Origin of the sequence: Rhodanobacter sp. DHG33 (assembly GCF_014843005.1) — a bacterium.
GTDB lineage: Bacteria > Pseudomonadota > Gammaproteobacteria > Xanthomonadales > Rhodanobacteraceae > Rhodanobacter_A.
Window position 1 is genome coordinate 309,152 of the sequence record NZ_JACYXM010000003.1, and the last position, 12,730, is coordinate 321,881.

11 protein-coding genes are annotated in these 12,730 nt (G+C 66.9%); 1 reads left to right on the forward strand and 10 read right to left on the reverse strand.

Annotation, left to right across the window (positions count from 1 at the left end; genetic code table 11):
• Positions 1-18 precede the first annotated feature (18 nt).
• Positions 19-2,586, reverse strand: a complete 2,568-nt coding sequence (locus IHE46_RS07685) for a GGDEF and EAL domain-containing protein (protein WP_192164042.1) — start codon at positions 2,584-2,586, stop codon at positions 19-21.
• 197 nt (positions 2,587-2,783) lie between these two features.
• Here IHE46_RS07685 and purD point away from each other — a divergent pair, with 197 nt between their 5' ends.
• Positions 2,784-4,064 carry a phosphoribosylamine--glycine ligase gene (purD, locus tag IHE46_RS07690; protein ID WP_192164043.1) on the forward strand — a complete coding sequence of 427 codons (1,281 nt, stop codon included), beginning with the start codon at positions 2,784-2,786 and terminating at the stop codon, positions 4,062-4,064.
• 96 nt (positions 4,065-4,160) lie between these two features.
• Here the strand turns inward: purD and pgm are convergent, their stop codons facing one another.
• The 9 genes from pgm to IHE46_RS07735 all read right to left on the reverse strand — a co-directional run bounded on the left by pgm (position 4,161) and on the right by IHE46_RS07735 (position 12,655).
• Positions 4,161-5,807 (reverse strand): phosphoglucomutase (alpha-D-glucose-1,6-bisphosphate-dependent), encoded by a 1,647-nt coding sequence (pgm, locus tag IHE46_RS07695; RefSeq protein ID WP_192164044.1) that lies wholly within the window; start codon positions 5,805-5,807, stop codon positions 4,161-4,163.
• A complete protein-coding gene (gene pgi / locus IHE46_RS07700) occupies positions 5,804-7,456 on the reverse strand; it encodes a glucose-6-phosphate isomerase (RefSeq protein WP_192164045.1) in 1,653 nt (550 codons plus the stop codon). Before pgi ends, pgm begins: the two co-directional genes overlap by 4 nt.
• A gap of 15 nt (positions 7,457-7,471) precedes the next feature.
• Entirely contained in the window at positions 7,472-8,557 is a 1,086-nt protein-coding gene (tal, locus tag IHE46_RS07705) for a transaldolase (protein WP_192164046.1), read from the reverse strand.
• A gap of 67 nt (positions 8,558-8,624) precedes the next feature.
• A complete protein-coding gene (locus IHE46_RS07710) occupies positions 8,625-9,299 on the reverse strand; it encodes an HAD family hydrolase (protein WP_192164047.1) in 675 nt (224 codons plus the stop codon).
• A complete protein-coding gene (zwf, locus tag IHE46_RS07715) occupies positions 9,296-10,693 on the reverse strand; it encodes a glucose-6-phosphate dehydrogenase (protein ID WP_192164048.1) in 1,398 nt (465 codons plus the stop codon). Before zwf ends, IHE46_RS07710 begins: the two co-directional genes overlap by 4 nt.
• Before the next feature lie 202 nt (positions 10,694-10,895).
• Positions 10,896-11,282 (reverse strand): VOC family protein, encoded by a 387-nt coding sequence (locus IHE46_RS07720; RefSeq protein ID WP_192164049.1) that lies wholly within the window; start codon positions 11,280-11,282, stop codon positions 10,896-10,898.
• A 92-nt stretch (positions 11,283-11,374) separates the two neighbouring features.
• A complete protein-coding gene (locus tag IHE46_RS07725) occupies positions 11,375-11,671 on the reverse strand; it encodes an antibiotic biosynthesis monooxygenase family protein (protein WP_192164050.1) in 297 nt (98 codons plus the stop codon).
• 54 nt (positions 11,672-11,725) lie between these two features.
• Complete coding sequence (locus IHE46_RS07730) at positions 11,726-12,166, reverse strand: pyrimidine dimer DNA glycosylase/endonuclease V (RefSeq protein ID WP_192164051.1); 441 nt, start codon at positions 12,164-12,166, stop codon at positions 11,726-11,728.
• A gap of 120 nt (positions 12,167-12,286) precedes the next feature.
• Positions 12,287-12,655, reverse strand: a complete 369-nt coding sequence (locus IHE46_RS07735; RefSeq protein WP_192164052.1) for a VOC family protein — start codon at positions 12,653-12,655, stop codon at positions 12,287-12,289.
• Positions 12,656-12,730 lie beyond the last annotated feature (75 nt).

The following is a 12,730-nucleotide window of genomic DNA, read 5'->3' on the forward strand; positions in this document are numbered from 1 at the left end:
CCGCGCGAAGCTTTTGCGTCACTCGCGCAGTGCCGGATGATCCGCCTGGGGCTTGTCCAGGTAATAGCCCTGCACCATGTCCACGCCGAATTCCCGCAGCAGGCGCAGGGTCTCCTCGTCTTCCACGAACTCGGCCACGGTGCGCTGACCCATGCCGCGGGCCACCTCGATGATGGAGCGCACGAACACCTGGTTGTCGCGCTCGTGCGGCAGGTTGCGGATGAACAGGCCATCGATCTTGAGCACGTCGACCTTGAGGCGCTTGAGGTAGGCGAACGAGGCGAAACCGCTGCCGAAGTCGTCCAGGCACAGGCTGCAGCCGGCATGCCGCAGCGCATCGATGAAGCGCTCGGCATCGCGCAGGTCCGAAATGGCGGCCGTCTCGGTCAGCTCCACCAGCAGGCGCTTCGGCGCCACGCCGTGCGTGGCCAGTTCGGTGGTGATGAAACCGGGCAGGTCGGGATCGTCGAACGAGCGTCCGGAGATGTTGATGGCCAGGGCCGGCAGCCGCGGGTGCTCGGCCAGCAGCGCGATGCTTTCGCGCACCATCCAGCGGTCGATGTCGACGATCTTGCCGCTTTTCTCGGCATAGCCGATGAACTGGTCCGGCGCGATGTAATGCGTGGGATCGGCTTCGTCCACCATGCGCACCAGGGCTTCCAGGTGCGTCAGCTCGCCACTGACCGTGCCGTACACGCCCTGGAAATGCAGCCGAAGCAGGCCGCGCTCGAGCGCGTGCTCGATCCGCTCGTTCCAGGCCAGGCGTGCGGCCACGGCCTGCATGGCGTCGCGGTCGGAGCGGTAGATGTTCCAGCGGTTCTTGCCGAGGCGCTTGGCCTGGTACATCGCCATGTCGGCGTGCGACACGAGTTCTTCGGCGTTCTGGCCGTGGTCGGGGAAGTGCGCCACGCCCAGGCTGGTGGTCAGTCGCAGAGGGCGCCCTTCGATTTCCAGCGCCAACCGCCCCAGGTTGCCCACGATGCGTTCCGCGAGCACCAGTGCGCTGTTCAGCGTGGCGTGAGGCATGAACACGGCGAACTCGTCGCCGCCCAGGCGGCACAAGGTGTCCGACTCGTGCACCAACGCCTTGACTTCGGCCGCCACGCGAAGCAGCAACGTATCGCCCGCAATGTGGCCGAAGGTGTCGTTGACGTATTTGAATTCGTCCAGGTCGAAGAGCAGCACGGCGCCCTGGCGGGCGGTGCGCACGCCGCCCCGGAAGAAGCGGGCCAGCTCGGCCTCGAAATAATGGCGGTTGTGCAGACCGGTCAGGGTGTCGCATTCGGCCAGCGTGGTGAGCCGTTCGCGCTGCTGCACCAGTTCGGCCACCATGGCGTCGAAGGCGTTTGCCAGCCGTCCCAGTTCGTCGGGGCTGTCCAGCGCAATGGGCTGGGGCGTGCGCCCCTGGCCCAGCTCATCCACGGCACGGGTCAGGTGCAGCAGGGGCGAGGTCACCAGCGCATGGACGCGGCGGCGCAGCAGCCAGAGGGACGGCCCCAGGATCAGCAGGCAGACGGCACACATCATCAGCCAGCCCAGCATGACCCACTGATCCACGCGCTTCTGCGGCAGCACGTTCACCTGGAACCAACCCGGCCCGCGGATGCGCGACCAGGCCACCCACTGGCTGCCGTCGGCCGTGCGGCCCGTGCCCATGTCGGAGTGGGCCGCCAGCACTGTGCGAAACACCTGGTCGAGCGCGTGGTTCCCCAAGGTGGTGATCTGCAGCTGGCCGTGTGCGGCGGCGATGCGGTCGCGCAGCTTCGAATGCGCGATCAGGTTGCCCTCGCTGTCCATGATGAGCTGCTGTACGGCCGCATGATGGCGGATGTCGTTCACGGAATCGATCAGCGCCTGTATCGCCACATCGTGTCCCAGCGCGCCTACCCAGTGGCCCTGCCAATCCAGGGGCGCGACGACGGACACCATCCAGGTATGGGCCTGTTCGTCCAGGTACACCGGCGTCCAGAACACCTTGCGAGCGGGATTGCGGCGCGGGTCGGCGCCCTGCATGGGCGGGTAGTTGGCGTTGCCGGCCTGCATGCCGGCGTTGCCGCCCCAGTCGACGCCGTGGGCATACTCCATCAGCCCGTTTTCCGCGAAGTCCAGGTAGGTCGAAAAAAACGGCGGCACCAGCGCCGGGCCCTGCTCGCGCAGCAGGTCGTAGCTGACGACCGCACGCAGGCGTACCGAGTCGGAGAGGCCATGCGGCCCCTCGTGCAGGTACAGCAAGGGGGTGGCATAGGTATCCACCAGCTCCGGACGCACGCGCCACAATCCGTCGGGGCTGCGCGCGAACAGCTTGTCGAAGCGCTCGGCGGTATCCGGCGGAGCCTTGTCCAGCCGCTGCACCAGCGTCTGGCGCAGGCGGCGCACGCTGGCGTCGGCCTGCACGAGCAGGCCTTCGTTGGTTTGCGCCTTGAGCTGCACCCATTGCTGGATGACCAGCGGTGCCACCCGGTCCGCCGTCACCCGCAGGGCGGCATAGCACAGCACCGACAGCACCAGCAGCAACGCCAGGAACAGTCCCCAGAGGGTGAGCGATAGCCGGTGGATCAACGATGGGCTGGTCGAGGCAAGCGGCAAGGAAAACACCCTCGGTTTTCAATCAGGAGACATGACCTGCGCAGTCGACAACCCGCCGCCGCCCGGGAAAGCGCCACCCTCTCGGTGAACGCGGAGACAGACGACGTGCGGACTCTACCGCAGGGCATGGCTTTCGTGCCGCTGCCGCTACAATGGCCGTCCATTTCCACGCGGCAACGTCCCACGGAGTCATCGGCATGAAGGTCCTGGTCATCGGCAACGGCGGGCGCGAGCACGCGCTGGCGTGGAAGCTCAAGCAGTCGCCCCGCGTCGATGAGGTGATCGTGGCCCCTGGCAATGCCGGCACCGCCCGCGAGCGCGGCGTGCGCAATGCGGACGTGGCCGTGACCGACCTCGATGGCCTGCTGAAGCTTGCGAAGGACGAGAAAGTCGACCTCACCGTGGTGGGCCCCGAGGTGCCGCTGGTGGCCGGCGTGGTGGATCGCTTCCGCAATGCCGGCCTGCGCATCTTCGGGCCGCGCGCCATCGCCGCGCAGTTGGAAGGTTCCAAGGCCTTCGCCAAGGACTTCCTGCTACGCCACAACATCCCCACCGCACGCTATGCGGTGTTCACCGAGTTGAATCCCGCATTGGCCTATGTGCGGCAGCACGGCGCTCCCATCGTCATCAAGGCCGACGGCCTCGCCGCCGGCAAGGGCGTGGTGGTGGCGCTCACGCAGGCCGACGCGGAGCTGGCACTGCACGACATGCTGGGCGCGCACCAGTTCGGCGACGCGTCCGCGCGCGTGGTGATCGAGGAGTTCCTCGACGGCGAGGAAGCCAGCTACATCGTGATGAGCGATGGCCAGCACGCGCTGCCGATGGCGTCGAGCCAGGACCACAAGCGCCGCGACGACGGCGATTTCGGTCCCAACACCGGCGGCATGGGGGCCTACTCGCCCGCGCCGGTGGTCACGCCTGAGGTGGAGAAGCGCATCCTCAAGGAAGTTATCGAACCCACCTTGCACGGCATGGCGATGGAAGGCGCGCCCTTCATCGGCTTCCTCTACGCGGGCCTGATGATCGACAAGCAGGGCAACCCGAAGGTCATCGAGTTCAACGTGCGCTTCGGCGATCCGGAAACCCAGCCCATCATGATGCGCTTGAAGTCCGACCTGGTGGAGCTGGTCGAAGCCGCGTTGGACGGCGAGCTGCACCGCACCCGCGTGCAGTGGGATGCGCGCCCGTCCATCGGCGTGGTGATGGCCGCCGGCGGCTATCCCGGCAAGGTGCGCAGCGGCGACGTGATCGAAGGCCTGGACGGCGACCTCGGCGCCGACGCCAAGGTGTTCCATGCGGGCACCAAACTCGATGCCGAGGGCCGCGCGACCACGGCTGGCGGCCGCGTGCTCACCGTGTGCGCGCTGGGCAAGGACATTGCCGCAGCCCGCGATAAGGCCTACGACGCGGTGGCGAAGATCCGCTTCGACGGCGCGTTCTGCCGCCGCGACATCGCGCATCGGGCGCTGCATCGCTGAAGACCGATAACCTTCTGCGTACAGGGAAATGCTGGCAGCGTGTTCTGGCCTGCAGGTGAGCCCAGGTTGGTTCCCTGGCGCAGGAGAGGGGAAGATCTAGTTCAGTGCGCTGTCCACTACCGACTGCGCTTCCGCCAATAGGCTGTCGAGATGCGCCTCGTCCTTGAAGCTCTCGGCGTAGATCTTGTAGATCGCCTCGGTGCCTGAAGGGCGTGCAGCGAACCAGCCGCCTTCGGTGACGATCTTGATGCCGCCGATGGCGGCGTCGTTGCCGGGCGCCTTGTCGAGCACGGCGACGACCTTGTCGCCGGCGATGCTCTCGGCCTTGAGCTGGCCGGGCGAAAGTTTCGAGAGCTTCGCTTTCTGCGCAGGCGTGGCGGCGGCGTCGATGCGGCGGCTGTACGGCCGGCCCAGTTCGTCGGCGATGCGCGCGTACACTTCGCCGGGGTCGCGGCCTTCGCGTGCGGTGATTTCCGCGGCGAGCAGCCCGGGCACCAGGCCATCCTTGTCCGTGGTCCAGGTGCCGCCGTTCATGCGCAGCAGGGAAGCGCCCGCGCTTTCTTCGCAGCCGAAGCCCAGCGAGCCGTCATGCAGACCGGGCGCGAACCATTTGAAGCCCACCGGCACTTCGTAGAGTTTGCGGCCTAGGCGTTGTGTCACGCGGTCGATCAGCGCGGTGCTCACCACGGTCTTGCCCACCGCCGCCTGTGCGTTCCAGTGCGGGCGATGGCGGTAGAGGTAGTCCACCAGCACGGTGAGGTAGTGGTTGGCGGGCATCAGGCCGGCCGAGCGGGTCACCACGCCGTGGCGGTCGTGGTCGGTGTCGCAGGCACAGGCCACGTCGTATTTGTCGCGCAGGCCGATCAGGCGCTGCATCGCATAGCTGGACGAAGGGTCCATGCGGATCTTGCCATCCCAGTCCACGCTCATGAAAGCGAACTGCGGATCGACCGTTTCGCTCAGCACGTCGAGCTGGATGCGATGGCGCTCGGCGATCGCCGCCCAGTAGTGCACGCCCGCGCCGCCCAGCGGGTCGACGCCGAGGCGCACGCCGGCGCTGCGGATCGCGTCGAAGTCCACCACGTTGGCGAGGTCGGCGACGTAGTTGTCGAGGTAGTCGTGTTCATGCGTGGTGGCGGCACGGCGTGCCTGCGCATACGGCACGCGCCGCACTTCGCGCAGGCCGCTTTCCAGCAGCGCGTTGGCGCGGTTTTCCACCCACTTGGTGATGTCGGTGTCGGCGGGGCCGCCGTTGGGCGGGTTGTACTTGAAGCCGCCGTCGGCCGGCGGGTTGTGCGAGGGCGTGATGACGATGCCATCGGCGAGGCCCGTGCTGCGCCCGCGGTTGTGGACGAGGATGGCGTGCGATACCGCTGGCGTGGGCGTGAACTCGCCGCCTGCGGAAATCATCGTCTCCACGCCGTTCGCAGCCAGCACTTCCAGCGCGCTCTCGAACGCGGGTTGCGACAGCGCGTGGGTGTCGGCGCCGATGAACAGCGGACCATCGATGCCCTTCGACTTGCGGTATTCGCAGATCGCCTGGCTCACCGCGAGGATGTGGTCCTCGTTGAAACTGCGCTCGAACGACGAACCGCGATGGCCCGAGGTGCCGAACGCCACACGCTGCGCGGGCACGGATGGATCGGGCTTCAACTCGCTGTAGGCCGCCAGCAGCCGTGGCACGTCGACGAGGATGGATGCCGGCGCCGGCTTGCCGGCAAGCGGACTGATCTCCTGGCTCATGGGTTGTTTCCACGGAGTTGGCGATAGCGGCGGATCAGCGCGTTGGTCGAGCTGTCGTGCGCCAGCTTGGGTTCGTCCTTGGCCACCAGCTCGGCGATGGTGGTCTTGGCGAGCTGCTTGCCCAGCTCCACACCCCACTGGTCGAAGGAGTCGATGTCCCAGATCGCGCCCTGCACGAACACGCTGTGCTCGTACAGCGCGATCAGGCTGCCGAGCGCAAAAGGAGTAAGCCGCTCGGCGAGGATGGTGGTGCTGGGCCGGTTGCCTTCGAACGTGCGATGCGGCACCAGTGCTTCCGGCGTACCTTCGGCGCGCACTTCCTCGGCGGTCTTGCCGAAAGCCAGTGCCTCGCCCTGCGCGATCAGGTTGGCGATCAACAGGTCGTGCTGGTCGCCGCCACCCTGCGCGGGCACGGCCTGCAGCGTCTGGCCGAAGCCGATGAAATCGCAGGGCACCAGCCGCGTGCCCTGGTGGATCAGCTGGTAGAACGAGTGCTGGCCGTTGGTGCCCGGTTCGCCCCAGTAGATGGGGCCGGTGGCATAGTCCACGTGCGCGCCATCCAGCGTGACGTGCTTGCCGTTGCTCTCCATCGTGAGCTGCTGGAGATACGCCGGGAAGCGCTTGAGGTACTGCTCGTAGGGTAGCACCGCCACGGTGGCGGCATCGAGGAAGTTGGCGTTCCACAGGCCGATCAGGCCCATCAGCACGGGAAGGTTCCGCTCGAACGGCGTGCTGCGGAAGTGCTCGTCCATGGCGTGGAAGCCGGCGAGCATGTCGCGGAAAGAGTCCGGCCCGACGGCGATCATGGTGGACAGGCCGATTGCCGAATCCATCGAGTAGCGCCCGCCCACCCAGTCCCAGAAGCCGAACATGTTGGCGGTGTCGATGCCGAACTTCGCCACGCCCTCGTCGTTGGTGGAGACGGCCACGAAGTGCTTGGCCACCGCGCTGTCGTCGCCCAGCGCCTTGACGCACCACGCGCGTGCGGCGTGCGCATTGGTGAGCGTTTCCAGCGTCGTGAAGGTCTTGGAGCAGATGATGAAGAGCGTTTCGCCGGCGTCGAGATCGTGCACGGCTTCGGCGAAATCGACGCCGTCCACGTTGGAGACGAAGCGGAACGTCATGTCGCGCCGGCTGTAGTCGCGTAGCGCTTCGTAAGCCATCACCGGGCCGAGGTCGGAGCCGCCGATGCCCACGCTCACCACGTTGCGGATGGTCTTGCCGGTATGACCTTTCCACGTGCCGCCGCGCACGGCGTCGGCGAATGCGGCCATGCGGTCGAGCACTTCGTGCACGTCCGGCACCACGTCGCGACCGTCGACGAGGATGCGCTCATCGCGCGGCGCGCGCAGTGCCACGTGCAGCACGGCGCGGTTCTCGGTGGTGTTGATGTGGTCGCCGCGGAACATCGCCGCGATGCGGCCCTTGAGGTCGCGCGCCTCGGCCAATGCGTGCAGCAGGCGCAGCGCTTCGTCGTCCACGCGTTGCTTGGAGTAGTCGAAATACAGACCCACCGCCTCGGCGACGAGGCGCTCGCCGCGCTTGGGGTCGGCGGCGAACAGTTCGCGCAGGTGGCGGGTCTCGACGTGGTTGCAGTGTTGCTGCAGGGCTTGCCACTCGGGCAGCAGGGTGAGGTTGGCGCGGCTCATCGGGACATCGGCTCCTCAGTGCTTGGCCGACAGTGCAGCTTGTTTATCGGCGATGCGCTGCAGAAGCTGGGTCCATGACTTCACGAAAGCGGCGGCGCCGTCCTGCTGCAGCTTCGTCGCCAGTGCGTCGAGATCGACGCCGGCAGCGGTGACCGAGGCCAGCACCGCCTCCGCGTCGCCGCCGTCCATCGGCATCGCCGGGCCGGGCTTGCCGTGGTCGGCCACCGCGAGCAGGGTCTTCTCGGGGATGGTGTCCACCGTGTCGGGCGCACCCAGCGCATCCACGTACAGCGTATCGGAGGCGTTGGGATCCTTGCTGCCGGTGCTGGCCCACAGCACGCGCTGCGGCCGCGCGCCTGCGGCCGCGAGCGTCAGCCAGCGCGGCGAAGCCAGCAGCTCGCGGTAGGCGCGGTAAGTCTGCTTGGCGACCGCGATGCCGAGCCGGTTGTGCTGATCGGCGGGCAGCTGCGGATTGACGGCCACGTCCCAGCGGCTGAGGAACACCGAGGCCACCGAGGCCACCTGTGGATCCTTGCCTGCGGCGATGCGGCGCTCGATGCCGCGCAGATAGGCCCCCGCCGCGGCAAGGTATTGCTCGCAGGAGAACAGCAGGGTCACGTTGATCGGAATGCCGCGGAAGATGGCTTCCTCGATGGCGGGGATGCCCTCGGGCGTGCCGGGGATCTTCACGAACAGGTTCGGTCGATCCGCCTGCGCGTGGATCGCTTCGGCGGCGGCGATGGTGCCGTCGGTATCGGCGGCGAGCAGCGGCGACACTTCCATCGACACCCAGCCGTCCACCTGGTGGGTGGCGTCGAACACCGGCTTGAACAGGTCGGCGGCGCGGCGCAGATCCTCCAGCGCCAGCTCCATGAACAAGGGCTCGCCCGACAGTCCGGCCAGCGACTTGGCGTGGATGCCGGCGTCATAGGCCTCGCCGTCGCCGATGGCGGCATCGAAGATGCTGGGGTTCGAGGTCAGGCCGGTGACCGAAAGCTCCGCGATGTAGCGCGCCAGCGTGCCGCTGTCGAGCAGGGTGCGGGTGATGTTGTCCAGCCATAGGCTCTGGCCGAGATTGTGGAGTTGCTGGGTTGCTTTCATGGTGGCTCCCGGGGATGTGGAGGTGGATTCTTGATCGCCGCGGCCGGAGCCGCGGCGTGCGATTCATTCAAGCTTGCACGAAGTCCTCAAGCTTACGCCCGCGCAGTTCGGCGATGCACGCGATCGCCATGTCGGGCGCGGGTTCGATGCGCTGGCCTGCGGCGGCGGCAGCGTAATGCCCCTGCTTCACCCACACGGTGGTGAGGCGTTCGCCGAGCTGGCGCTTCATGTCGGCGAGGATCTGCGGCTTGTCGTCCACCATCACGTAGTGCGCGGCGGGATAGCGCTGCTGCATGCCGTCCAGCATCTGCTGCTTGTGCAGGTAGATCAGCACGTCGCCTTGCAGCGCGTTCCACAGGCCGGCGCGGTGCACCTTGCGTGGCTGGAACACCACGTCGCCGTCGGAAAGGATCACCGGGCGGCCCAGCGTGCGGAGATGGGCCAGCGTTTCCATCGTGCCGGGAAACAGCCGCTGCTCGAACGGGTAGTCGAGCACGAAGCCGGACATGTCCAGCAGCGCAGGGTGGTTCTCGAGTCCGCTGCGGAAGCGCTGCAGGCTGGCCAGGTAGTCGGCATAGCCCAGCTCCTCGCGCAGCGCATTGTAGATGTTCCAGTAGCGTTCGCGCTCGGCGGCGCCGAAGCGCCGTTCCAGCTCGTCGCCCAGGTCGGCGCCGAAGCGGTCGTTGTCGAGCAGGGTGTCGTCGACGTCGAGCAGGATGACCAGCGGCTCGGCACCCGTCACGGAGCGGCCTCCGGCTGCGGGTCGTGCCAGCCTTCGTCGCCGGCCAATGCCGCGGCCTCGGCCGGGCCCCAGCTGCCGGGTTCGTAGAGGTGCACCGCGTCCTCGTGTTCCAGCATGTCGTCCACCACGCGCCACGCCGCTTCCACGCATTCGTCGCTGGTGAACAGCGAGTTGTCGCCGCGCAGCGCATCGCCGAGCAGGCGTTCGTAGGGCGACATGTCCGATTCGGGGTGGTGGTGCGCGACCAGTTCCACCGGCTTGCCCTGCATGGCCTCGCCTGCGCGCTTCACGCGCATACCCTCGGCGATCACCACCTGCGGGCTGAGCCGGAAGCGGAAGTAGTTGGACTGCTGCGCGCTCACGTCGTCGAACACCGACATCGGCGGCTTCTTCATGTCCACCATCACCTGCGTGGTGGTGAGCGGCAGGCATTTGCCCGCGCGGATCAGGAACGGCACGCCCGACCAGCGCCAGGTGTCGATGGCGAGGCGCAGCGCCACGAAGGTTTCCACGTCGGAGTTGGGCGCCACGCCGGGCACGTCGCGATAACCCTTGTACTGGCCGCGCACCACGTCCTGCGGCTGTAGCGGACGCATCGCGCGGAACAGCCGCAGCTTCTCCGCGTTCAACGCGGCGGGGTCGTGGCCGATGGGCGCATCCATCGCCAGCAGCGAGGTCACCTGCAGCAGGTGGTTCTGCAGCACGTCGCGGATCGCGCCCACGCCCTCGTAGAAACTGCCGCGGCCGTCCACGCCGAACTGCTCGGCCATGGTGATCTGCACGCTGTCCACGTAGCGGTTGTTCCACACCGGCTCCAGCACGCTGTTCGCGAAGCGGAAATACAGCAGGTTCTGCACCGCCTCCTTGCCGAGGTAGTGGTCGATGCGGAAGATCGCGTGCTCGGGGAACACCTCGTGCAGCGTGGTGTTGAGTTCCTGCGCGGTGGCGAGGTCGTGGCCGAAGGGTTTCTCGATCACCACCCGTGCGTTGTCCGCGCAGCCCGCGGACTTGAGGTGGGTCACCACCGTGCCGAACAGCGACGGCGGGATCGCGAGGTAATGCAGCGGCGCCTGCGCATTGCCCAGCGCCTGCTTGAGTTGGGTGAAGGTGGCGGCGTCCTGGTAATCGCCGTCGATGTACTTCAGCAGCCCGGACAGCTTGGCGAACGCGGCTTCGTCCACGCTGCCTCCGCTGCTCTTCGCCGCGGCCGTCACGCTGTCGTGCGCACGCTGCCGCAACTGCTCCAGCGACCAGCCGGCGTGCGCCACGCCGATGATGGGCGCGGCCAATCCGTCGCGCGCCACCATCGCCAGCAACGCGGGGAAGATCTGCTTGTAGGCCAGGTCGCCGGTGGCGCCGAAAAACACCAGGGCGTCGGAAGCGGGATTCGGCATGGAACGGCTCCTTGTCAGAAGGTCGCGCCGCGGACGGCGCGTGTCGAAGCGGTCAGGTTCTCACGATGCGGAAGCGGGAACCAGCGCAGGGCAGATTGCCGGGAGAGGGGTGAAACTTGCGCAAAACGCCGGAGAGACCGGGCGTCGGAATTTCGCGACGATCGGCCGCAGGGTGTTGAACGAATGGCCGGACCCGGCCGGGCTATTGCCCTGCCGGAGGCTCCCAGAGTTCGACCTTGTTCCCCTCCGGATCGATGACCCAGCCGAACTTGCCGAACTCGGAATCGTCGCCTTTTTCCAGCACGTTGCATCCTTCGTCGCGCAGCGCCTGCAGCAGGGCGTCCAGGTCTTCCACCCGGTAATTCACCATGAAGGACGCCGTGCCCGGCGCGAAATGGTCGCTGTCCGCCGAGCCGATGGACCATGCGGTGGTTCCGTGCGTTGGATTGCCCGAGCCGTCCGTCCAGCGGAAGGCCGCGCCTCCCCACTTCTGCACGTCGATGCCCAGATGGCGCTGGTACCAGGCGCGCAGCGCCACGGGATCCTTGGCGTTGAAGAAGATTCCGCCGATGCCGGTGACTCGTTTCATGCTCGCCTCCAACAAGAATGGGTTGTTGCGTCCGGAGTTTGAATCAGATGACGGTGAAGCGGCTCATCCTGCCCGAGCCGGTAAGCGGCAGGTCATGCGGCGTGTCCCAGTGGCTTCGATGGGCGGGCGATCCGGGTGACGCGCGGGAGCACTTCCGGCAGGTGGATGTCCTGGATGGCCGGCAAATGCCCATGGGCTTCCCCATGGGTGCGGCTCTCCCAGTGCTCCACTAGCACGAATTCCTGCGGGCTATCCAGCGATTGGTAGGCTTCCCAATGCACGCAGCCCGGCTCCGACAGGCAGAGAGCGCGCCTGCGCGAAAGTGCGTCGAAGACCGGCACGACGTCGTCCGAAGTCTTGGGCGCGATGGTGACGATCAGATGAAACATGCGGACCCGGCATGGGAGTGGAACAGTGGCGCGGCATCGGGCAGAAGTGAAGGATCAATCCTCGCCCGATGCCCGTTCCCATGAGGCTATCAGTCCGGGTCGCCGCCGGAACAGCGGATGGCAGCCCGGGGTCGCCACGTCGGCCCAATGCGACAGGACGTTAGGGCTGCGCGCCGCCAGCTTGCGCTGGAGGTGATGCCATTCGTGCGCGAGTTGGCCCGACGTCACCGTGATCGGCTGAACCTTCCGCACCGGCCCGATCTTGGAGCGGTCGAAGCGGTAGCCCCGGCGCGTGGCCTCATCGTGGATCGTCGCCAGATACGCATTCATGGCCCAGCGCGGCTGGGGATGCTCCGTGAACCGCAACAGCTGTGGATGATGGACATACCCTCGCGTCTCGCCGCGAAGAACCGCCTTGGCCAGCAGGGACTCACGCCACAAGGCGACCAGCCCTTGCGGATCCAGGTAACGGGGATGCAGCGACCACAGGCGCATGAAAGGAACCTCACGCTGGAACGGAGGCGAAGCCGCCTCCCTTGAACGACCGGTCGAACAACCTGGGCCAGGATGGTCATCGCGGGCAAATGCCCGGCGATGGCCTGCCGGGACGAGCGGTCAGGCCTCGGATTCGTGGCAGACCACTTCGATGTTGTGCCCGTCCGGGCCGATGACGAAAGCCGCGTAGTACCTCCCGCTGTAATTCGGGCGCAGGCCAGGCGCGCCGTTGTCCTTGGCACCCGCCTGCAGGGCCGCGCGATGGAAAGCCTCGACCTGCTGGCGATTCTGGGCCACGAATGCGAGGTGGAGATGCGCAGTCTTTTCCTCGATTCGGCGCAGGCACAGCGAAGACTTGCCATCCGCACTGAGTTCGACTCCGAGCGGGCCCTCCGAAACGATCGTCATGCCGATCGGTTCAAGCGCCTTGAGGAAGAACGCCTTGCTCGTGGCGTAGTCGCTGACTCCGAACACGATGTGGTCAAACATGGGTTTTCCCGAGGTGTGCGGTTTGCGTTGGATCGAACGGTAGAGGCCTAGAGCAGCGCAGCCACCGAATGACTG